At 36.6% G+C, this 21963-nt stretch carries 24 protein-coding genes, 8 tRNA genes and 1 pseudogene; 6 read left to right on the forward strand and 27 right to left on the reverse strand.

Annotation, left to right across the window (positions count from 1 at the left end; all coding sequences use genetic code 11):
• Nucleotides 1-12: 12 nt before the first annotated feature.
• The 9 genes from GMB86_RS14040 to GMB86_RS14080 form a co-directional block, all read right to left on the reverse strand.
• Nucleotides 13-98, reverse strand: a tRNA-Leu gene (locus GMB86_RS14040).
• Between the two features lie 37 nt (nucleotides 99-135).
• Nucleotides 136-220 (reverse strand) — tRNA-Leu (locus GMB86_RS14045).
• A 28-nt stretch (nucleotides 221-248) separates the two neighbouring features.
• Nucleotides 249-324: transfer RNA gene (locus GMB86_RS14050), tRNA-Lys, on the reverse strand.
• A 4-nt stretch (nucleotides 325-328) separates the two neighbouring features.
• Nucleotides 329-403 (reverse strand) — tRNA-Gln (locus GMB86_RS14055).
• Nucleotides 404-412: 9 nt separating this feature from the next.
• Nucleotides 413-488 (reverse strand) — tRNA-Asp (locus GMB86_RS14060).
• Between the two features lie 22 nt (nucleotides 489-510).
• Nucleotides 511-585, reverse strand: a tRNA-Glu gene (locus GMB86_RS14065).
• A 21-nt stretch (nucleotides 586-606) separates the two neighbouring features.
• Nucleotides 607-697, reverse strand: a tRNA-Ser gene (locus GMB86_RS14070).
• A gap of 5 nt (nucleotides 698-702) precedes the next feature.
• Nucleotides 703-777, reverse strand: a tRNA-Asn gene (locus tag GMB86_RS14075).
• A gap of 298 nt (nucleotides 778-1075) precedes the next feature.
• Nucleotides 1076-1525: a SprT family protein gene (locus tag GMB86_RS14080; protein ID WP_155220982.1), complete on the reverse strand. Its 450-nt coding sequence runs from the start codon at nucleotides 1523-1525 to the stop codon at nucleotides 1076-1078.
• 668 nt (nucleotides 1526-2193) lie between these two features.
• On the opposite strand from GMB86_RS14080, the gene cmpA reads away from it, so the two are divergent.
• The gene (cmpA, locus tag GMB86_RS14085; protein ID WP_141190791.1) at nucleotides 2194-2307 is read left to right on the forward strand and encodes a cortex morphogenetic protein CmpA; all 114 of its coding nucleotides are present in this window, start codon (nucleotides 2194-2196) and stop codon (nucleotides 2305-2307) included.
• 65 nt (nucleotides 2308-2372) lie between these two features.
• On the opposite strand, the gene GMB86_RS14090 is transcribed toward cmpA, so the two are convergent.
• The 15 genes from GMB86_RS14090 to acpS form a co-directional block, all read right to left on the reverse strand.
• Entirely contained in the window at nucleotides 2373-4553 is a 2181-nt protein-coding gene (locus tag GMB86_RS14090; protein WP_155220984.1) for a Tex family protein, read from the reverse strand.
• A 675-nt stretch (nucleotides 4554-5228) separates the two neighbouring features.
• Nucleotides 5229-5858 carry a protein phosphatase 2C domain-containing protein gene (locus tag GMB86_RS14095; RefSeq protein ID WP_155220986.1) on the reverse strand — a complete coding sequence of 210 codons (630 nt, stop codon included), beginning with the start codon at nucleotides 5856-5858 and terminating at the stop codon, nucleotides 5229-5231.
• Nucleotides 5855-6637, reverse strand: a complete 783-nt coding sequence (sigB, locus tag GMB86_RS14100; RefSeq protein ID WP_141190793.1) for an RNA polymerase sigma factor SigB — start codon at nucleotides 6635-6637, stop codon at nucleotides 5855-5857. Before sigB ends, GMB86_RS14095 begins: the two co-directional genes overlap by 4 nt.
• Nucleotides 6606-7088 carry an anti-sigma B factor RsbW gene (rsbW, locus tag GMB86_RS14105; RefSeq protein WP_141190908.1) on the reverse strand — a complete coding sequence of 161 codons (483 nt, stop codon included), beginning with the start codon at nucleotides 7086-7088 and terminating at the stop codon, nucleotides 6606-6608. Before rsbW ends, sigB begins: the two co-directional genes overlap by 32 nt.
• Entirely contained in the window at nucleotides 7088-7426 is a 339-nt protein-coding gene (locus GMB86_RS14110; RefSeq protein ID WP_155220987.1) for an STAS domain-containing protein, read from the reverse strand. Before GMB86_RS14110 ends, rsbW begins: the two co-directional genes overlap by 1 nt.
• A 63-nt stretch (nucleotides 7427-7489) precedes the next feature.
• Nucleotides 7490-8488 (reverse strand): PP2C family protein-serine/threonine phosphatase, encoded by a 999-nt coding sequence (locus GMB86_RS14115; protein ID WP_155220989.1) that lies wholly within the window; start codon nucleotides 8486-8488, stop codon nucleotides 7490-7492.
• 24 nt (nucleotides 8489-8512) lie between these two features.
• Entirely contained in the window at nucleotides 8513-8914 is a 402-nt protein-coding gene (locus GMB86_RS14120) for an anti-sigma regulatory factor (RefSeq protein ID WP_141190796.1), read from the reverse strand.
• Nucleotides 8915-8916: 2 nt separating this feature from the next.
• On the reverse strand, nucleotides 8917-9273 hold the full coding sequence (locus tag GMB86_RS14125; RefSeq protein ID WP_141190797.1) for an STAS domain-containing protein: 357 nt from the start codon (nucleotides 9271-9273) through the stop codon (nucleotides 8917-8919).
• Nucleotides 9270-10103 carry an STAS domain-containing protein gene (locus GMB86_RS14130; protein WP_141190798.1) on the reverse strand — a complete coding sequence of 278 codons (834 nt, stop codon included), beginning with the start codon at nucleotides 10101-10103 and terminating at the stop codon, nucleotides 9270-9272. Before GMB86_RS14130 ends, GMB86_RS14125 begins: the two co-directional genes overlap by 4 nt.
• A 314-nt stretch (nucleotides 10104-10417) precedes the next feature.
• Nucleotides 10418-10768, reverse strand: coding sequence for a type II toxin-antitoxin system PemK/MazF family toxin (locus GMB86_RS14135; protein ID WP_141190799.1), 351 nt, complete (start codon nucleotides 10766-10768; stop codon nucleotides 10418-10420).
• A 3-nt stretch (nucleotides 10769-10771) separates the two neighbouring features.
• On the reverse strand, nucleotides 10772-11050 hold the full coding sequence (locus tag GMB86_RS14140) for a CopG family ribbon-helix-helix protein (protein ID WP_141190800.1): 279 nt from the start codon (nucleotides 11048-11050) through the stop codon (nucleotides 10772-10774).
• A 104-nt stretch (nucleotides 11051-11154) separates the two neighbouring features.
• Nucleotides 11155-12354, reverse strand: a complete 1200-nt coding sequence (gene alr / locus GMB86_RS14145) for an alanine racemase (RefSeq protein WP_155220993.1) — start codon at nucleotides 12352-12354, stop codon at nucleotides 11155-11157.
• A gap of 331 nt (nucleotides 12355-12685) precedes the next feature.
• Nucleotides 12686-13702, reverse strand: coding sequence for a LolA family protein (locus GMB86_RS14150; RefSeq protein ID WP_141604695.1), 1017 nt, complete (start codon nucleotides 13700-13702; stop codon nucleotides 12686-12688).
• Between the two features lie 50 nt (nucleotides 13703-13752).
• A complete protein-coding gene (locus GMB86_RS14155; protein ID WP_329602951.1) occupies nucleotides 13753-15261 on the reverse strand; it encodes an NAD(P)H-hydrate dehydratase in 1509 nt (502 codons plus the stop codon).
• 114 nt (nucleotides 15262-15375) lie between these two features.
• Nucleotides 15376-15738 carry a holo-ACP synthase gene (gene acpS / locus GMB86_RS14160; RefSeq protein ID WP_155220997.1) on the reverse strand — a complete coding sequence of 121 codons (363 nt, stop codon included), beginning with the start codon at nucleotides 15736-15738 and terminating at the stop codon, nucleotides 15376-15378.
• Between the two features lie 166 nt (nucleotides 15739-15904).
• On the opposite strand from acpS, the gene GMB86_RS14165 reads away from it, so the two are divergent.
• The 3 genes from GMB86_RS14165 to GMB86_RS14175 all read left to right on the forward strand — a co-directional run bounded on the left by GMB86_RS14165 (nucleotide 15905) and on the right by GMB86_RS14175 (nucleotide 18637).
• Nucleotides 15905-16528, forward strand: coding sequence for a rhomboid family intramembrane serine protease (locus tag GMB86_RS14165; RefSeq protein WP_155220999.1), 624 nt, complete (start codon nucleotides 15905-15907; stop codon nucleotides 16526-16528).
• Nucleotides 16529-16916: 388 nt separating this feature from the next.
• The gene (locus tag GMB86_RS14170; RefSeq protein ID WP_155221001.1) at nucleotides 16917-18167 is read left to right on the forward strand and encodes a helix-turn-helix domain-containing protein; all 1251 of its coding nucleotides are present in this window, start codon (nucleotides 16917-16919) and stop codon (nucleotides 18165-18167) included.
• Nucleotides 18168-18403: 236 nt separating this feature from the next.
• A complete protein-coding gene (locus GMB86_RS14175) occupies nucleotides 18404-18637 on the forward strand; it encodes an indolepyruvate ferredoxin oxidoreductase subunit alpha (RefSeq protein ID WP_141190807.1) in 234 nt (77 codons plus the stop codon).
• Nucleotides 18638-18808: 171 nt separating this feature from the next.
• Here GMB86_RS14175 and GMB86_RS14180 read toward each other — a convergent pair whose 3' ends face one another.
• The gene (locus GMB86_RS14180; RefSeq protein ID WP_155221003.1) at nucleotides 18809-19759 is read right to left on the reverse strand and encodes a peptidoglycan-binding protein; all 951 of its coding nucleotides are present in this window, start codon (nucleotides 19757-19759) and stop codon (nucleotides 18809-18811) included.
• Between the two features lie 646 nt (nucleotides 19760-20405).
• On the opposite strand from GMB86_RS14180, the gene GMB86_RS14185 reads away from it, so the two are divergent.
• A complete protein-coding gene (locus GMB86_RS14185; protein WP_155221005.1) occupies nucleotides 20406-20711 on the forward strand; it encodes a hypothetical protein in 306 nt (101 codons plus the stop codon).
• A 65-nt stretch (nucleotides 20712-20776) separates the two neighbouring features.
• The gene (locus GMB86_RS14190) at nucleotides 20777-21250 is read left to right on the forward strand and encodes a spore coat protein (RefSeq protein WP_155221007.1); all 474 of its coding nucleotides are present in this window, start codon (nucleotides 20777-20779) and stop codon (nucleotides 21248-21250) included.
• Between the two features lie 111 nt (nucleotides 21251-21361).
• Here GMB86_RS14190 and GMB86_RS16185 read toward each other — a convergent pair.
• A pseudogene (locus GMB86_RS16185) lies at nucleotides 21362-21532 on the reverse strand (GNAT family N-acetyltransferase); the annotation flags it as partial.
• Entirely contained in the window at nucleotides 21501-21962 is a 462-nt protein-coding gene (locus tag GMB86_RS14195; protein WP_155221009.1) for a disulfide oxidoreductase, read from the reverse strand. The gene GMB86_RS14195 and the pseudogene GMB86_RS16185, both read right to left, overlap by 32 nt.
• Nucleotide 21963: the final 1 nt, after the last annotated feature.

Consider the following 21963-nt stretch of genomic DNA (forward strand, 5'->3'; position numbering starts at 1 on the left):
TATTAAAATGAATGGTGCGGTCGAGAGGACTCGAACCTCCACGAAGTTTCCCCCACTAGCCCCTCAAGCTAGCGCGTCTGCCATTCCGCCACGACCGCAAATAATATATATGAAATGTCGTTATTTTTGAATAGATGGTGCGGGTGAAGGGACTCGAACCCCCACGTCGCGAGACACTAGATCCTAAATCTAGCGCGTCTGCCAATTCCGCCACACCCGCATCGTATTCAGTTCTTGCTTAGTATAAATGGTGAGTCATGGAGGATTCGAACCTCCGACCCTCTGATTAAAAGTCAGATGCTCTACCAACTGAGCTAATGACTCATTTTGGCTGCCCCAGCTGGATTCGAACCAACGCATGATGGAACCAAAAACCATTGCCTTACCGCTTGGCTATGGGGCATTAATGAAATGGCGGACCCGACCGGATTTGAACCGGCGATCTCCTGCGTGACAGGCAGGCATGTTAACCACTACACCACGGGTCCACACTGGTAAACTAAATATCAATGGTGACCCGTACGGGATTCGAACCCGTGTTACCGCCGTGAAAGGGCGGTGTCTTAACCGCTTGACCAACGGGCCACAAATAAAATAATGATAAACTGGCGGAGAAGGAGGGATTTGAACCCTCGCGCCGCTTTCACGACCTACACCCTTAGCAGGGGCGCCTCTTCAGCCACTTGAGTACTTCTCCAAATCTGGCTCCACAGGTAGGACTCGAACCTACGACCGATCGGTTAACAGCCGATTGCTCTACCACTGAGCTACTGTGGAATACTTATTTCTTTAACAGCGACAAGAAATATTATATAACATTTTGTTTTTCTTGTCAATAACTTTTTAAAAAGTTTTTTTAAAGAAGTTTTATAAGTGATTGATCTTCAATACTACTTGTCTAGCGACAACATTCTTAAATTTCATCAAATGTTTTGTTTTCCTTTTGACGACTTTATTAATTTACCACAAAGATTAGACATTAGTCAACACTTTTTTTAAAAAAATTAATTAAGCTTAGAATATGACGTCACGACAGTAACCATCGAGATGTCATGGTTGATTGAACCACTTTAGGTTATTCCAATACTAACTTACCTTTGCATTTGCCACAAACATATTTCGTCGTATCGATACGTCTCTTCCTCTTATAGCTTACTCCACACGTTTTACATTTATAGGTATATTGTTTTGTAGATGTTCTTTTTAACGAGGTTATTTCTTTACAGTACCTAGCTCCACCCACTTGATTTAACAAAAGGATAAAGTCCCTATCGCGATGTTTATAGCCTTTTCCCTCTAAGTGCAAATGGTAGTGGCACAATTCATGTTTAATAATCTTAACTAATGCTTCTTTACCGTGGACGGCAAGTTGATGTGGATTACACTCGATATGATGGCTTTGAAGAAGATACCGTCCCCCTGTTGTTCTTAACCGAGGATTAAATCTTGCTTGATGAACGAATGGCTTATTAAAACTAGTTAGTGAAATATGTTCAACTAATCTTTGAAGTTCTTCATTAGTCATAGCTAACGGATGCACCTTCTTTTCCTGATTCTCTAAACTATTGTACATCAAAGAAACATGGGATGTCTTTCTTTAAATTAATTTTTTGTCATCACCCTACCATCACTTGAAACTTTTACTAAAAATTAAAAAGCTCCATTTTAAGTCTTATTTGACTTACGCAAGCTCTATGTTCTGAACCCCATCAAGATTTTAAAGTCAAATTTACTATTTTTTATTTCTTTTAGGTACATAGTCAAGCAGGAATTCATAAGATAGTTATAAATTGATCGTATATGAACCATATTACTGTCCATCTTCAAAGAAATGCACCGAATAAGCTTAAGATACTATTAGTGCTAACCATTATCATATTTATTGAGAAAAATATTGCATGAGAAATGGTAACTTCACTTGCTAACTTCTTGTTCGTCCGTTTAAGTGAATGGATACGTCTTTAACCATTAGAGTGTTCAAAAAGGTAAATTAGAAGCAAGACGGTAAGAGTGACACTGTTCCCGAGAAGGCATTCCACAGGATGTGGTAGTAGCTTCAACGCCAGCCACAGGACGTTTGCGATTTTAGTTAAAGATCCTCTTGGATAGCGTCGGAGATTCACCGCTTATCATTTGGTGACTTTTTGAACTACCTTTTAAACGGAAAATAATCACGAAAAAGGAGGGCTCTTAATGCCTATTTGGTTTAAAAATCAACTACAAGATGCCTATTACAACAAGGATCGTTATCAAATTAAACTCCTTAACCAATGTTGGTTTTTCTATCAAAAAAGAAACTGTTCTTGAGAACTGAACAGTTTCCTTTTTATGAGATTAACGACTTTAAGTCAATTTATTTCCTACTGGTTCACTTATTTATTTGGTGGCAACATTGATAAGGCAATACGCCCGGTTTCGGGATTCACGTCTTCCACCCATACAGTGACAATCTGTCCTACATGAACCACATCTAATGGGTGTTTAACAAATTGATTGGATAACTTAGAAATATGAACTAAACCATCTTGCTTAACTCCAATATCGACAAAAGCACCGAAATCAACAACATTACGTATTGTTCCTTCCAATTGCATCCCCTTCGATAAATCCTTTAACTCCAAGACATCTGTTTTTAATAGCGGTTTTTGAATGTCATCTCGCGGATCGAGCCCTGGTCGAAGTAGAGCTTCTATAATATCTTTTAAAGTAGGTTCCCCTATTTCTAATTCACGAGCTAAATCTGCAACGGATACATCAGCAAATTTTTGTTTGAGTTGATCCGTTCCGATATCATCAAGAGAACACCCCATATACCTAAGTAAGGTTAATGTATCGTCGTAGCTCTCAGGATGAATAGCGGTATTATCTAAAGGTTGGTCACCTTCTGGCACCCGCAGAAATCCCGCACATTGTTCATATGTTTTCTGTCCTAAACGAGGAATTGACTGTAACTGTTCTCGATTTACAAATTTTCCTTCACGGTTCCGAACTTTTACAATATTATTTGCGACCGTTTTCGATAATCCTGAAACATACTGTAATAGCGATGGAGAGGCTGTATTTACATTTACCCCAACCCGGTTAACGGCCGTTTCTACGGTAAAGGTCAGCGACGCATTTAGATCTTTTTGGGATACATCATGTTGATATTGACCCACACCTACACTCTTAGGATCTATTTTGACTAACTCGGCTAAAGGATCTTGCAAGCGTCTCGCAATTGACACAGCACTGCGTTCTTCCACCTTGAGGTCTGGAAACTCTTCTCTAGCTAGTGGCGAGGCTGAGTAGACACTCGCTCCAGCTTCATTGACGATGAGATAAAAAATATCGTTTCCTTTGATTTCTCTGAGAACATCTGCAATAAATTGTTCCGTTTCCCGAGATGCTGTTCCATTTCCAATTGCTATCATCTTAATATGATATTTTTCAATAAGATGTAATATATGTTCCTTTGATTTCTCAACTTCTGATCTAGGCGGGGTTGGATAGATTACGGAAATATCCAACACTTTACCAGTGGCATCGATAACGGCTAATTTACAACCCGTTCGATACGCAGGATCGACACCTAAAACAACACACCCTTTGATTGGTGGTTGCAGCAATAAAGACTGTAGATTTTCAGAAAAAATATGAATGGCTTGTTGGTCGGCCTTTTCCGTCAAAGCTTGTCTTAAATCGCGTTCAATAGCCGGTGATATTAATCTTTTGTATGCCTCTTGTGCTGCTGCATTTAATAATCCAGATGCAGTCGACTGCTTTTGTTTTACGACTATTTTTTCTAGATAAGCTAAAATTTTATCAACAGGGGCAAGAACATTTACTTTTAAGATCCCTTCTTTTTCTCCACGATTAATCGCTAATATCCGATGGGGAACAATGCGGTCTGCTTTTTCTTGATAATCATAGTACATCTCAAAAATTTTCTTCTCATCTTTCTCTTTTTCCTTACCAACACTAACTTGGATAAATCCTTCTTTAAACGTCCTATTTCTTATCCAAGCTCTTATTTGGGCGTCATCAGCGATCATTTCCGCAACTATGTCTTGTCCACCTGAAATGACATCATCTAATGTGTCTACACCTTTATCTTTATTAAGATATTTTCCTGCCTCCTCTTCAATTGGAGAAGTTGGAAAAGTTAAGAGAAAATGGGCGAATGGCTCGAGACCTTTCTCTTTCGCTATCGTTGCTCTTGTTCTTCTTTTTTGTTTGTATGGCCTGTAGATATCTTCAATTTCCTGCAATTTCGATGCGGCACTAATTTTATGCGTTAATTCATCCGTCAATTTACCTTGTTCTTCAATAAGTCGCGTGACTTCTTCTTTTCGTTTACTAAGTTGCATAGCATAGCGATATTGATCGTGTATTGCATTTATTTGCACCTCATCAAGACCGCCTGTCATTTCTTTACGGTATCTCGCAATAAATGGAATCGTATTATCATCATTCAATAATTGGATCACTTGTTTAATTTGTCTTTGAGCGATATGTAAAGTTTCAGAAATAGTTTTATAGATATGGTCATCTTTAGTTTTTGTTTGAACCAAGTCAAGTCCTCCTTATTGTTACACTACTCTCATTATATAATATGTATTTTTATTTATCATGCTTGGCAAGCGCGCGATGTTACTTAATCATAGAAGATGATCTCCCACCAGCTATTCCTCGTTAGTTATTCGTTTATTGATTAGGCTTTATTACCTATACTATAAGGATTGACATTACGACCTGTGTGGCCTTACATGGGTGAATTAAAAACATTTACCCGTTCTATAATTAAAAAAGCTTTGAAGTACGTGTTCAAAAAGGTGACAAATTAGAAGCAAGAAGATCAAGGTGGCGCCGTTTTGAGGACCGCATTCCACAGAATGTGGTAGCTTCAACGCCAGCCACAGGACGTGAGCGATTTTAGTTGAAGATCCTCTTGTGTTTACTACATGAGGACCGAAAAAACAAGCCAACGCCGAGATTCGTAGCTTATCATTTAGTGGCTTTTTGAACAACCTCTTTAAATACGTGTTCAAAAAGGTGACAAATTAGAAGCAAGAAGATAAGAGCGCGCAGTTCCTGAGGACCGGAATGTAGGTTTTTACTACATGAGGACCGGACTTCCACAGGATGTGGTGGCTTCAACTTTTAGTTGAAGATCCTCTGGCCAACGCCGAGATTCGCAGCTTATCATTTGGTGGCTTTTTGAACTTCCTCTAAAAAAAAAGCAACCTTTATATGGTTGCTTTGGCTTCTTTTGGCCTTCCAATTAAGAGAGTCATATCATCGTCATAACGTTCTGAAAATGTTTCAAACGACCTTTCTAGTTCTTCTTCGATTAGCATCCGATACAAACTTTTGATGTCCGAGACGCGATTAGATCGAAAAACGACACCATCAGAATGCATCACGAATAAGGCTAAGCTTGGATATACGAAGGTTTGAACTTGACAATGAATCGGTCTACCTGTTAAGAATCCTTGTTGTGGGATTGGGATAATAGGTTTTCCTTCAATCGGATGAATCGATAACTTAATATTACCAATACCACAATAGGAGACTTTCTTTTCTTTAAATAAAATTTTAAAAATACTAACGACAGCACCTCGATAATTGACTAAGGCGTCATTTATCCGTTCCATAATTAAATCAATAGGTTGATCATATAGTTTCTTTGCTGTATTTGTTACTCGTTCAGCAGCTTCATTTGCTCCCTGTCCACTGCCTAATCCATCAGCCAAGACGCAAAGAAGAAAGTGATCCGTCTCTTTTATATAATAACTATCCCCGCAGAAAGGATTGTTATGTTTCGATTTCTGCAAGGCTAAAACACCAAAGTTTTCTAATGGAAATCTTTCAATCATTTTAATCGTTCCAGTCCTTCATCAGGTAGAGTTTTTCTTAACTTCTTCAGGGCTCGTCTCTGCAGTCGCGATACATGCATTTGAGATATCCCTAACTTTTCACCCGTTTCTTTCTGACTCAAATTCTCAAAATAAGTATAATTTAATATATCTTTTTCACGATCATCCAATACATGAAAAGCCTCTTTTAAAAGTAATTGACTTTCAATTTGTGTATAACCTTTTTCCTGTTTTCCTACAAGATCGAGAAGAGTGACTGTACTACCTTCCGAATCAGCTTCGATTTTACGATCAACAGATAAAGCATAATAACTGTTACTCATTTCCATTGTTTCTAGAACATCTTCTTCTGAAACGTCCAAGTATTCTGCAATGTCAGCGACTTTTGGAGAACGTTGTAATTCCCTTGTCAAATGTTCTACGGCCTTATTTATCTTTGGACCAAGCTCTTTCACACGCCGTGGTACATGAACTCCCCATGTCTTATCGCGAATATACCTTTTAATCTCACCCAAAATGGTCGGCATAGCAAATGATTCAAAACTTCTATTAAAAGATGGATCGAAACGTTTAAACGCAGCAAGCAAACCAATCATACCCACTTGATACAAATCTTCTTGAATATCTTTACTTTTCGCGAATTTATTTGAAAGGATAATAACAAGTTTTTCATATTTTGCTAGAAGTTTAGATTGGATGGTCTCATCATCTGGATTTTTTTGATAATCCAATATTAGTGACTGTATTTCATTCTGTTGTTGTTGAGACTCTGTTGGCATTCATATCCACCTCGTCTCTGTTCAGTAACTTAGACATTTTTACAATAATGCCCGAGCCACTACTAATGTTTACTTCATCCATTAATGTGTTGATTAAGAAAAGCCCTAGCCCTCCTTCATTAATTTGATTTAAAGACATGGTAACATCAATTGGTTTCAACTCATTTAAAACTTTGTCTACTTCAAAACAATTTCCTTGATCGATGACAGTGATCGTCAACGATGTTTCGGAACAATTGAGATTAATTTCAATTTGTCCTTCATCGACATTTTTATAGGCATGGTTTACAACGTTCGTACACGCTTCTGACACAGCAATTTTGATGTCTTCAATGTCATCATAATTAAACCCCATCCGATTGGCAATTCCTGACACGGTTAACCTTGCAACACCAACAAACTCTGATTTAGCTGGAATCTTTAAGCTGACTGTTTCGTTAGACGTTTCCATCATATATCCCCCTCTGCCGATGCCACACGTTTAGCTTTTAGAAGATCCATAAGACCTGTGATCGTAAATAATCTTTCTACACGTGGTGTCATTTCTACAACATCAATATGCGATTGATGTTTTTCTGCTGATTTAAGGGCGGCGATAATTACACCTAGTCCCGTACTATCCATGTAAATGGTTTCTTTAAGATTAAGAATCGTGACGGCCCCTTCTATTTCAGTTAACGGTATTAATGTTTCCTTTAGTTTGGGTGCCGTATAAGCATCAATTTCTCCACTAACGCTGACGATATGTTTATTTTGTTCTTTTTCTTGCTTAAGAATATTTAAATTCATGTTGATCCCCCTAATGATATAAATCATTTAGTCTACCATTCCCAATCTTAGATACTAGTAAACTTAAAACTTTAAAACAATTAAGGTAAAATCATCTCGTAAAACAAAGTCTTGTAACATTTCGAGATTATAATATACTTGATCAACAATTCTTTGAGCAGGAGAATGCATTTCAGAACGAATAATATCGGCGATTTCACCTCGTTCAAGAAATCCTTTTTCTGTACGGCATTCTGTTACTCCATCGGATAGTAAAATAATCATGTCCCCTGGTTCTATATCTAACCGATACTCAGCATAATTGGAATGCCTTCTTAAACCAAGAACAGACCCTTTTGCCACTAATTCTTCAAATCGGTCATATTTGTGATTATAGAAGAAACCCGGTTCATGACCCGCTGATGCAAAAGAAAAAATGTTTTCATCGGCATGATAGACGCCATAGAACATGGTTATAAACATGCTAGGATCAATATTTTGTTCAACGACATGATTTAAACTAGATAAAACATCTCCAGGTTGCTTGCGATAGTCAGGCAAACTGTCCATAGCATATTTAATCATAGACATACACATCGCTGCTGGTATACCTTTACCTACTACATCAGCAATGGCTACACTTATTGAATGATCATCTTGTACAAAGTGATAATAATCGCCGCTCATTTTTTTAGCTGGTTTAGAAATAACGCCTATATCTACGCCATGTCCGGATGGAATTTCACCTTCTACCAGTGATTTTTGAATATTTGCGGCAATATCAATTTCTGCATCTAATTGTTCTTGCCTTGTTCTTAAACTTTGATGTTCACGATAAGCAAAACCATAGCCAATCATCACTTCAAGTAAAAATTCTAAAGAATCCATCACTTTTTGATCAACATGAGGGATTATACGTTTAACGACCTCGATGTGCATGCTCACAACATCTTCTGGAGAGACATGTTGTTCAAGCATTTTCCTGCTAAATTTTTGACCTTTATAAAGTGCTCTTTCATCTCTTTGTTCAATATATTGTGCAAGCATTCTTTCATATTGACTCAGTTTAATAGTATAATCCATATTGCATTCGTGTCCCCTCTCTCATTACCGAAGCCACTTAATTGCTACAATATTTGTCCCCTTTTCCAAAGTTGAATCAATTTTAAATATATCCATTAATCTCTTTACGCCAGGAAGGCCTGCTCCAAGTCCACCAGATGTTGTATAACCATCCTGCATAACTAATCGTATATCTTTTATTCCAGGTCCCTTATCTCTAGATGTTATTTTTAACCCTTTTTTCCCTAGATTAACAATGGGTTCTATGGTAATTTCACCATTATTTGCATATAAATAAATATTTCTTGCTAATTCGGATATCGCTGTTGTTATTCTAGCTTGATCAACATGACCAAACCCCATTTCTCTTGAAATTTGGCGCCCAAGTTGTCTTGCTTGTACAATATCCCACTCGTTATTAATGGGTACAGAGGAACGAGTCTCCATGATCATCCCCCCAAATCCTGTTTCAATTTGGCTAATCCTTTTTCCAAATCTAACGCAGTAGAGATATTATTTAATCTGATTCCGAGGTCTGTTAAAATGATAGCGACGGCAGGACGAATTCCTGTAAGAACGACTTTTGCTCCTAAAAGATCTGACATTTTAACAACATCGCCTAAAATTTTAGCAATATAGGAATCAATAATATCAACGGTTGATAAATCAATGACAACCCCCTTTGCCCCTGTCTCATGAATTTTTTCAAGTAAATCTTCTTGAAATTGGATAGCTGTATGATCATCTAGTTCGATTTGAATTGAAATCAAGAGATAATCTCCAAGCTTCAGAATAGGTATTCTCACTGTTTGCCATTCCCTTCCGTGATTGTGATTACCTTTCTTTCAGTTATTTTCAGAGCTTCCTCTATTCCTCTTTGCAAAGAACTCTTTGTAGGAAACTGATCAAGCTCAATACCAAGATTTACGATGGTTTGAGCAATCTCTGGCCGTATTCCCACCAAAATACACTTCGATCCTACGAGCCGGACGGCTTCAGATGCTTGGATGATATGATGAGCGACCATGGTATCCACAACCGGGACACCTGTTATATCGATAAGAACAACTTCAGCATGGTGATCTATAACGCCTTGCAATAAGTTTTCCATAATTAATTTAGCTCGTTCTGTATCTATTGTGCCAACTAGCGGCATCACTGATATACGATCCAAAATGGGTATAAGTGGAGCTGATAACTCGAGTAATTCAGATTTCTGGATTGAAATCGTTCTTTCCCAAGTTTCTGTCGTATCTTTGATTAATTGATTGAAAATCGGTTCAACAACTCTATCTGTGTGTTCATATAACTCTAATAAATTTTCAGGATCTTTTTCACTACGCTTAATAACTTCCATAACAACACGTCTAAATACTTGGAGTCCAATCGATAAATAATTAATTGGTACCTCCAATTTCATAATTTTTTTGATAAAATCACGAACATCATCTGTATTTTCTATATTCAATAAATAGGTATAGATGACGTCTACAAAATTATCATTCGCATTACTCAAGTTTTGATTAGGTGCTCGATAATTTGGAAACTCTGGAAGCTCCTCAGCCATTTTTCTCATCCATGCTTCATTTATCTCTTTCCTCTTATCCTTTATATACTTAATCACAACTTTTGGCATTCAATCTCCCAACCTTCTCGTCAGTTTCGAATTCTTATCATTTATTATTTCATGCCTTTTCTATTTAATCAATGAATATGGTAGTTGTATCGACAAAACGTAATGGACTGTAACATTTTAATTACATTACGAATAAAAAAATATTAATTTTAATAGACTAGAGCGGCAATCTTTAACAAAAGAGCCAAAACAAAAAAACATCTTCTGTAGATGGCTAGCGTTTGCTCGCACGATCAAATAGAAGATGTTTTATATTTTGGAGGTGGTTAATAAAAGTATTCCATACACAAAAAAACTAACTATATCGTTTTTATTTAAAAATCGACCAAACTCAAACTTATCTGTATAGCCTCATTTACACGCATCATCATATCCTCATCAAGGTGAGTAATTTTATCGGTCAGCCTCTGCTTATCGATGGTTCTTATTTGCTCCAATAGAATAACTGAATCACGATCGAAACCGTATTTTTTTGCGTCGATTTCAACATGTGTGGGTAACTTGGCCTTTTGGATTTGTGCGGTTATGGCAGCAATAACTACTGTTGGGCTAAAACGATTGCCAATGTCATTTTGGATGATTAATACCGGCCGAACACCACCTTGTTCCGAACCAACGACCGGAGAAAGATCGGCAAAGTAAACATCGCCGCGTTTTACAATCACCAACTACACCCCACTAACTAGGCGCTCTAAAGTAGTTTCTGCCTCCTCTTCAGCTAAAAAAGATTCAGAAGCAATGTTCAGATTAATTTTTGCCATTTCCATGTAGCCTTGACGCATCGCTTCACGTATTTGCCTTTTATTTCGTTCCCGCAAATACATTCTAATTGCACGATGCAAAAATTCACTCCGATTCACATTATCTTGCTCTGCAACCCCGTCTATTTCAGTTACTAAATGTTTGGGTAAGTTTACTTTAATCTCTTTTGAATTCGACTCTGACATTGGGTACACCTCCAACACTTCATTACGAACTATCTTATTCTAAAAATTATCATATCATGCCAAAACGTCGTTTGCAAAGACAATTTATTTTTAAAAATGTCCTGTTATTCTTTTGACTCCGAATAAAGAACTTTCTTTTGAATGAGTGGATTATATACCTTCGTTTGTTTTCCATGTCTCAAGTATATCCTTGGAACGCGATAACTAATCATACAAACCACTTCATAATTAATCGTCTGAAGAAGATTCGCAATATCATCTACTGAAATAGTTTTATCACCCATCTCACCGATAAGTGTCACGCACTCGCCAATTGGCCATTTTTTCGGTAGCTTACACATCAGCTGATCCATACAAACCCGACCTACAATTTCACAAATCTCACCATCAATAAGTACAGAGCCACGATTAGATAAAGACCTTGACCATCCATCTGCATAACCTATAGGTATTGTCCCTATCCATTCTTTTCCTTTTGTATGATAGGTTTGTCCGTAGCTTATGCCAGTCCCTTGTTCAACTTGTTTCACATTTGTAAGACGACTATACAATCTGAAGGCTGGTTTTAAGGGAAAAGGTAAGTGATCTCTCATATAAGGTGATGGAGCCATTCCATACATCGCAACACCAAACCGAACTAAGTTAAACAATTTGTGTGTTGGATACTTTAATGTTGCGGCACTATTTCCACAGTGAATAATATTAGGGTCCACACCATGTTTGCGCATTCGACTGACCATGTCGTTAAAACGGTGAAATTGTTGATCAAAATATGATTCATCTTTTTCATCTGCCGTCGCAAAATGAGTAAAGGCGCCTTCAACAACGAGACGCGAATCTCCCTTTACACTGTCCAATAGATCTACAAGTTCCTCATCACTTCGTACACCTATTCTTCCCATTCCTGTGTCACATTTAACATGTAAAAATACAGGGGAGGGATCATGATAATAGGTTAATGCTTCTTCTACCCATTCCTTTTGATAGACCGTGAGCGAGATATGATACTTACTAGCGATGCTAATATCTTTAGGACGGATGGAGCTCAAAATGAGGATAGGTGCTTTAATACCAGCTTCACGTAATTGAATCGCTTCATCCAATAGAGCAACACTCAGCCACTCCGCACCAGAAGCGAGTGCAATTTTGGCAACTTCAACAGCACCATGACCATAGGCATTAGCTTTAACCACACCCATTAAAGACATATCTTCTGGTAGGTGTTCTTTCATTTTGCTTACATTATGTTCAATGGCATCAAGATCAATGGTCGCCCACGTGTCTCTATAAAAAGATTCTTCCATGATAGTTTTACCTTCTTTATAACATAAATTCATATTTAAAGCTCTATAAGAGGTTTCCTTAGACATTTTAACAGTAAGTCCTACCTAGGACATGCTTTTACTTTCGAACATGATAAATAGCTATAATTAATTAAACCACTTTTAGTTGAAAAGAAAAAGAGGAAATCTTGATAATTCATTCATTTTCTCATTATTTCACATTACTGTGCATGTGTGCACGAAAATGAAACTTTCTTCAGTGAGGGTTTTCTAGCCGTTAAGGCGGGGTAAAAATATAGGATCATATAAAAAGCCCGCACACTGGCGAGCTTAAATTAGATTTCACTTTATCTTATTTTTCGACCTTCCCTGCAACTGACCTTGCGACATCTTGCATTTCTTGATCGGTTAGTTTATCCGAAACAAGATAATAATCTGTTCCCCCGTGTGACCATGTGAGTGAGTTTTCACCGAGTGTCGCTACACCCGAACCCATATTTACAGGTTCCCCTGAAACTTGTACTGGACTACTGGTTGACATAACCTGGCTTTGCGATTCTATCAACGTATACGGCTTTTTACCCGAATAGCGAAGAATAAATTTCTTTGATCCGCCAGTTGTTACGGATTTCATTTCTTTCATTTTTGTCCCTTCTAATTTTATCGTTGGATAGGCCACTTCAAAACTTGTTGAAGAGGCAACCTTACCGGAAGTTGATTGACTTTTTTCCAAACTGGATGTTGTCATGTTTTCCTTTACATTAAAATCAGAAGTTGATAATTTTGGATCTACCTGGAAGTTCTTAAATGTTACATCAACAACAACATTCATATCTTTATCCATGACCTTTACAGATGTTGGTGTTAAATCCTTTTTCAACGTGATTTGTTGATTAGCGAGTTCTTTTGTTTGGTAGCTTGTTTTGGTTTTGAAAATATACTGGTTATTCTTTGATGTAAAGGTTGAATCGGCATCGTTCATAATGTCATTCGCTAATGATTGAAAGAGATAGGCTTGGCTACGATTATTAGGCCAATTGCTATCAAATTTATAAGTTTTATTTAATTGAGGTGTTAATACATAGACGCCTTCTTTGTTACGAAGGATCATTTGGGTATTTTGTTTTTTCATATCTGATAACACAACACGATAATATGACGGTTTTTTAAACCAAATCTCTGCTTGGTAGGTTTGATTTTTCTTACCTTGTTTAAACGTTAGCAAGGCATTTGTTTTATAGCCTTCCATCTTATCTAATTTATTTCCCAGATCAGTTACGACATCCTTTTGTGATTTTGTACCACAACCAGCCAAGACAAACAAGAGCATGATACTAACTAAAAAGATACCTACGATTCTTTTTCTCACTCTTATCCAACCCCTTTGTCTCATATCGGTGACAAAGGAGGGATTCTATGCTAACACATCGTATCAAGATATAAATCATGCAAGACAGTTGGTATTGTCAGACTCAAATCACTTGCCAGGACATCTAATAATGAATGGTTCGTTTTCACAAGTTGATCAGCTGCAGCGCCATGTACATAAACAGCGTTGCTTATCGCATTTAATGGATTTTCATGTTGTAATAAGAAGGCAAAGATGATACCTGTCAAAACATCTCCGGATCCTCCCTTAGCTAAGGCTGGATTACCCGAAACATTAACTACTTGTTCTCCTGAGGGTGAAGTAATAATAGTGTTTCTTCCCTTTAGAACAAGATATACCCCATGTTCTTTTGCAAAGGTCTCTGAAATGCCAAAGCGGTCATTCTCGACTTCTTTTATTGATTTACCGGTTAATGTTGCCATCTCACCTGGATGAGGCGTTAAAACAACTGGTGCTTGATGTGTTTTTAATGTTGATAAATGATTGGTTAGATGATAAAGACCGTCTGCATCTATCACAAGGGGGATATCTTTCTCACCCAAAACTTGAGCTAACAAGGCCTCTCCATCTTCACTTCTTCCTAGACCAGGCCCAATCGCAATCCCTTTATACTTTGAGAAATCAGTTGACTCTCTTGATTCAAAAAGGACCTCAGGCAATCTGGAACATACGGTTTGCTTGGCTTTATCGGCTATGCTTAACCATAATAGACCGATCCCAGAACGAAGAGCTGATGTTGCAGATAGGATAGCCGCACCTGGCATATCTTGAGAGCCTGCGATCAGGAGTCCCTTACCATGAGTTCCTTTATGTGAAAAAGGATCTCTTACGGGTAATGTATGTTTGACGTCTTCCTTTGTCCATACTCGCCTTTTTAAGCCTTGATGGGAAATGGCCTTCTTAGGAATTCCAATTTGAATCACATCTGTTTCTCCAAAGAACGTAGCAGCAGGCTGGGTATACATACATAGCTTCGGATATTGAAGGGTAAGTGTTTCTTTTGCATATACTGCTTCGTGTGAGAACGGCTCCCCATTAGCTAGCACACCACTAGGTAAATCGATGGACACGACACGCGCCTTCGCTTGATTGATTAAGTGTATAACGTCAAGGTAAGCTTTGCGCGGGCACCCTTTGATTCCCGTCCCTAGTATAGCGTCAACAATCACCGTGTAATTTGATAGATGTTCTTTGAAATGATGAGAGTCACTTATTATCCCGTTAATCTTCCCACCTGAATTCAAGAAGACATTCATGTGATAGGCTGCATCACCTTTTATTAAGTGTTGATCTTCAACTAACCAAACATCCGTAGCAAAATTATGATTCTGCAGATATCTTGCTACAACAAAACCATCACCACCATTGTTTCCTTTTCCGATAATCACAGCAATCTGATCTTGTGCTTTTAATTTGGATATAAGGCATCTGAATATCCCTTGTCCGGCATTTTCCATCAAGACCTTGCCCTCTAGCCCAATGACATCCATAGTATAACGATCAAGTGCTTGCATTTCTTCTTGCGATACGATGTGCACTATAGTCCCTCCTAGCGCAATTTAAATATATGAGACAACTTATCCTATTATGACAAGCTTTCTTTTTAAGGTGCATTTGTTTCAACTGAAAAAAAACAGAATAGATTGTTCACTTTATCTAGTATATTGCTCAATAACAACGTAAGCCGCAGCATGTTCATTAGTGTGAGTAATAGATACATGAGCCGTCTCATGATCCATTTGAGGTTCTGAAAAGAATGGCTTTCCATTTTCATCATTAGAAATTTCTATATGGTGAAAGGACAGTTTCTTTCCGATCCCTGTCCCTCTTGCCTTTGAATAAGCCTCTTTTGCAGCAAAACGTCCTGCCAGATACTCTACCCTGCGATGAGTACTTAGAGTGTAGTAGCTTTCTCTTTCTTTACATGTTAAGATTTTTTTTATAAATTGATCATTATGTATTAAACGCTCAATTCGAGAGAGTTCAATCATATCAATGCCAATTCCTATAATCATGTTATACCCCTATTTCAAAAATTTAATGGTTAAATTTATCTTATCCTCTTTTTAGATTATACTAGATAGAAGAGTATGTCATATTTATCTTTACCCTTACATAATCTCGTCCAAAACAGTTCCTTGCTAACGCATGACCATTTTATTTTTTAAGGAGGATAAATCTTTGTTTTTACGCACCGAAAATTTTAAAACTTTTATTCGAAGGTACCCCGTCGTTTCACTATTCTTATTCATCATGATACTCGTATACTTGCTCGTCTTTTTTGATTATTTTCTTAATAGATATATCGGTTTGAATACGGGATTAGGCGACCTCATCATTCGATTTGGGCTTGGTGTGAATGCCTCTATTTCACAAGGAGATTGGTGGCTTCTTATCACACCCATTTTCCTTCATATAACATTTAGCCACATCTTGTTTAATGCTTTCTCATTGTATATTTTTGGTCCAGGACTGGAATATATTTTAGGAAAATGGAAATTTGCTATAGCTTTTATTGGTTCAGGTCTCATCAGTAATATTGCTTCATTCTTTATTGAAAATCAAAATTTTGCTCATCTTGGTGCTAGCAGTGCCCTATTTGGCTTATTTGGCTTGTATTTGTACCTGATCCTCTACCGAAAAGAACTAGTGTCTAGTCAAGATCGAACAATCATCGTTATCATAATGATTATTAGTCTGCTTTCGTCTTTTATTTATCCAAATATTGATATATTGGGTCACTTATTTGGTTTCCTCGGCGGGTTAATTCTTGCTCCAATCGTATTTATCAAAAAAGCCCGTTAAATATGAGAAACTAAAGGTCATAAAAGTGTCGGAAGGGAAGCAACTTGTATCTTCACAATGTTTATGTTTCTCTTCCGCATATTTACTTTTTCATCATTTTTCGGAAAATTCGTATTAAATATTCGGACATCGATGATAAAATGGTATGTCATTCCCTTTTGTTATTTCTAAAAAGTTAATTAGTAACAATAAGATAAGATATCCATTTTAATACCTCGTATTTTTATACCTATGATATTACGGTTTCATCCAACTTCTCTTCATGGTATGATCAATAGTAAAACAGAAATGATAATAGATGTTGAATCCTTTTTACATATGTGAGTGATTAATTTGATATTGATGTTTTAACCGATTAGGAAGTATCGGCATTAGAGGTGGTTTGACTATGATCGGAAAGCGTATCCGTTATTATCGTAAACGGGCAGGTTTGACACTTGAACAACTAGCTGAAGGCATTTGCTCTATTTCTTATTTAAGCAAAATTGAAAATGGTGAGAAATCAAGTGAAGAAATTATCAAGCTCTTATGTAAACGTCTCGGTATTACATATGAGGAACATATCAATCCTCAAACCCTCTCTGTTGAAGCTGAGAAAAAACTTATGGAACTCTATAACTATTTAAATGAACCAAATCTGGATAAAGTCATTCCATTATTAAAATATATACATCAACAGTTAGAAAAAGGCTCTTTTCCCCAATACCAAATGAGGTATGAGCTATTGCACGCGAAGTGGTTAATTGTTCAAGATAATTTGATAGGTGCCGAAAGTGAGCTAAAGCGTTTATCTTCGTTCTATGACACGATGGATAATTACTCAAAATATTTTTACCACGTGTTTAAAGGCTGTCTTTTTTTTCATATGTCTGATTCTAAAAACGCACTAGTCAATTATCAAAGAGCAGAAAAATGGCTTAGTAAACTCGAAATGAAAGAACGAGAGAAAGCTGAATTGTACTATGAAATTGCCTGTACTTATGAGCAATATTACCACATGAATAGTTGTATTAATTATACGAATAGAGCTTTGGAAATCTATAATAAGGAATATCATCTAAAAAAAATCTCGAATTGTCATCTTCTCTTAGGTATTGCTAATCGAAAAAGCTTAAATTTTAATGCAGCGGAATATCATTTTAAACAAGCTTTAAAGTTTACTGAAGTCTACGATGATCAAGAAAAATCGAGCATTATCTATTATAATTTGGGTTTAATGCATAATGAACAAGGACATACTAACGACGGAATTGAGTTAATTAAAAAGTGTTTACATATTCCATCAACTCATGAAAATCATGCCTATGCTTTATTTGAATTAGGAAAGGTCTATCTTTTCAACAATCAACTTTCAAAGGCAAAAAAAGCCGCAAATGAAGGACTTCTCTTTGCAAGAAACCATCACCTAGACAGCCATATTCTATTATTCCAAGCTTTAGAGTTAAAAATGGAGGAAGAAGAAGCCTATTATGCCTTTGTTCATCATCAAGTTATCCCTTATTTTAAGAAAAAACGACGGTGGGATATTGTTGCAAACTTTGCTGAAGATTTAGCGGACATCGCTTATAAGGATCGGAAATATAAAAATGCTAGCCTCTATTATCGAACAGCGAATGAAGCAAGAAAAAATATTAAATAGAATCATGTTGATAAATTTGAGTTAGGACTTTAAGTAGAAGTACTCCTAATCACATAATAAAAAACAAAGATATACTCTATGACGATAAACAACCTAGGTGCTGCCTTTAAACTTTTTATGAAGCAATAGTGTTATCTCTATTAAAAACATTGAAATCTAGGTATAAATTCGTCATACTAGAAATGATAAATATTATTCATTGTTCATGTATGTTAATTGAAAGGAGATGAAAACAAATGGCTTTTGTCATTACTTCTGCTTGTGAAGAAGAAAAGGCTGGGGAATGTGTTGAAACTTGCCCTGTTGATTGTATAGCTGAAGGCGAAAAAATGTTTTACATTGATCCCGATATATGTATTGATTGTGGTGCATGCGAAGCTGTATGTCCGGTAGAAGCTATCTATCCTGAGGATGAAGTTCCTGAAGAAGAACAAAAATACATTCAATTAAACCAAGATTTCTTTAAATAAAATATTCCATATGTTGGTCTTCATTCGCATATGATTATTTATAAATAGGCTTTATAAATTGAATGGATCGTCTCAGAATCGGACTTTTGATTTTTCACTTACTTACACACACCACCTATTCTACAACAAATAAAGATGCTCTCTTAAAAAGAGCATCTTTATTTATTACTTCTACTCAAGAACTTTAACTTTTACTGTACGACGTCCCCAATCTAATGCTTCTGAGTTGTCATTAAAAAATAAATCAATTTTCATTCCTTTAATCGCTCCTCCAGTATCGGCCGCAACAGCATATCCATACCCTTCAACATATAGTTTAGTTCCTAGTGGAATGACGTTTGGATCTACAGCAACCACTTTCGCTTCAGGGTTCGATCTAAGATCAATCCCAGAAGCTGTCACACCCGAGCATCCTGAACAATAAGCTGTATAACCCGTACTATTGGCAAAGAACTCTTTTACTGTACGCGTTGTTACTTTTTCTTTTTCTTGCCTATCTTTTTTAATTACCTTGCTTTGCTTATGAACGGTTGATTGACTCCTTCCCGTGGACTCCGAAGATTTAGATGTTGGGGAAGTTTTATGTCTATTTTCACTTGTTCCTAAAAATCGATAGGTTTCCGGACCTACAATTCCATCTACTGTAATATTATTGTTCTTTTGTAATTCCATTACAGCTTCTTTTGTTAGAGAACCGAATACCCCATCCATTTTTGCCTGATAATACCCCTTTTTATTTAAAACATTTTGAAGTTGTTTAACGTCTTCCCCTGTATTTCCCATTTTCAATGTCAATTTCTCTGCAATAAATCGGAATAAAGCTTTTTTTGTTTGTTCACCAACAATACCATCCACTTGAAGGTTTTCTTCGCTTTGAAACGATTTTACGGCTTTTTCAGTTGAATGACCGAAATATCCCGTCGAATTTTTTATTTTATAATGTCCAGTTTCTCGCAATATCTCTTGTAGTGTCTTAACATCATCGTCATTAGTCCCTTTATATAATGTTTTTGATCCCTGTTGAAAGAAATGTGCATCGGCTAGTGAGGGCCCGACAAAAATAGACGAGGTAACGGTTGCTGCAATTGCGGTGTGTTTAATTAACCACTTATTCATACTCATTAAGTATCCTCCTTATGCCTTTTGTTTTATGTGCCTTCTAAGCTAAAGTAAAACATCCATACTAAAGACAAATACGCCGTGACTTTCATAGATGGATTCTCCCCTCCACGAACCATCCATCGTTTTATTCCTGCTTATAAGATAGGAACTTCTCCCTCTACTACTCATATGACCTTATACCATATAAATGCTTTACATTTGCATTACAACATGACATTCAAGAGACGTATTTTACATTTTGATATGGTTAAAGTGGTTCGCTTCAGAAGGACAAGCTAAATTAAGGCAAATTAAAGAATCGTGTTTGTTAAACACACCTTTGAATCAATCAATCGATCCACATTAATGGAGTGGAAAGTTAAGGATAACTTTCTTTTTTAGTGCGGGATCAAATGAGGTAAACTTTAGACTTTTCACACATCCTATTTTAGAATATCGCCTATTTTTTTACTCTCTCAAATAAATAAATCCAAAACGTCGTCGGTTATGATAATCAACAGCTACTTCCAAATGAATTTAGTAGCACCTTATATTTGTAGACAAATAACCAATTTTGATCAAATTAGTTACTCGTCTATAAGGTATGAATGCCAAATCGTCCACTCCTGCATATGATGAACTATCACGTGAATAGGGGGGAAGGAAAATGACAGATTTACCAAATGAAAAACCTGAAGGAAAAATTTCTAAGGATAGCACGCCGGTTTCTGACACTAACGAACAAATTCAGGCCATTAATCAACAGCTTACCAATACACTCGTTACAGGTATCTTAAAAAAGCACGGCGTAGATCGTTCGAAACTTAAACCGTTATCAGAAGAAAGAAAACAAGAACTTCGTGACTTGGTAAATGACTTAAAAAGCAAACTTGAAGCCTTATCATCAAATACAGTTAAAGAGACAGCTCCTACTAAAAAAAGGCGGATAAAAAGAAAAAATCTAATGGATTAGTTTAATCATAATTAGTCAATTGTTCATTAAATATAATATCTTGAAAATCATAAGGAGGAACATAAATGGGATTATTTGATGAAGATACTAAATGCGAAGATACTAAATGTCGTAAAAAAGAGTGGTGCGCACTTGATGATTACTGTGCTCATCCACTTAGTTCAAATTCAGATCTTAATCAAAACCTTGACCAAGTAAACAGTACTTTTCAAGGTAATGACGAAGTTATTATTATTAAAGATTCTTGTGATGTTGAAGTAGAAACGACATCGACTGAAGTAGCTGTAACCGTTCAACTTGCCATTCAAGTCGCTGTTTTTGTTATTGTTCAGATTGCAATTCTTGATGATATTGAAGAAGCAGAAATCACTCAAGATTTACTCCAACTTACGAAAATTAAACAATTAAACAAACAAAAAACAATCATTGAGAACTCTCGTGGTGTTGAAGTAAGAACACAAGACACGAGTATTGCTGTATCTCTTCAAATCGCTGTTCAAATTCTTGTCGTTGTTCTTTTCACTCTCGAAGTTCTTTAAAAAAATCGGCTCTTCCCTGTATTTCAATACAGTTGAAGAGCTTTTTCTCTATGCTGTATTTTATGCAATACGCCTAAAAAAGTGTAATCAATCTATAGGCTCTTAGGCTTGTTATTTATGAATCTCCCATTCTCTTCGTAAGATACTCATCATGATGCGGTCGTGCCGCTGACCATCTCGATAGACAGCTTCTCGCATTCGGCCTTCCTCTTGGAATCCTACAGCTTTATATGATTGAATGGCTGGTTTATTATAACTTATTACGTCGAGACCCACTTTGTTTTTTATCGTTACGATAATCTATCGTTACAAACAAGGAAATACATGCAAAAGCGATAAATGCTAAAAAAGGTATCGTGATAAACCCAAATGCTTCAAAGTACTTTTGACTGCAGGAAACACCCTGCCCACAAAACGTTTGATTCTGCAATGCTTGGATATGCTGCTCCGCATAATGATAAGCTGAAATTAAGCCTCCAACTATAGATAAAGGTAAAACGTATAGGGCAATTTGACGATCATTTCTAAAACAAGCAATGCCGAGTAGGACGGTTAAAGGGTACATGAAGATCCGCTGAAACCAACATAACTTGCATGGTGTCCACCCAAGTATTTCACTTAAATACAAACTGCCAAACGTGGCCAAAATGGCCATTAACCAAGCCAAATATAACCAATAATTAAAACCATCTTTAAACTCATTGCTTTTCATC

The sequence above is a fragment of the Terrilactibacillus tamarindi genome (assembly GCF_009718825.1).
Lineage (GTDB): Bacteria > Bacillota > Bacilli > Bacillales > Sporolactobacillaceae > Terrilactibacillus > Terrilactibacillus tamarindi.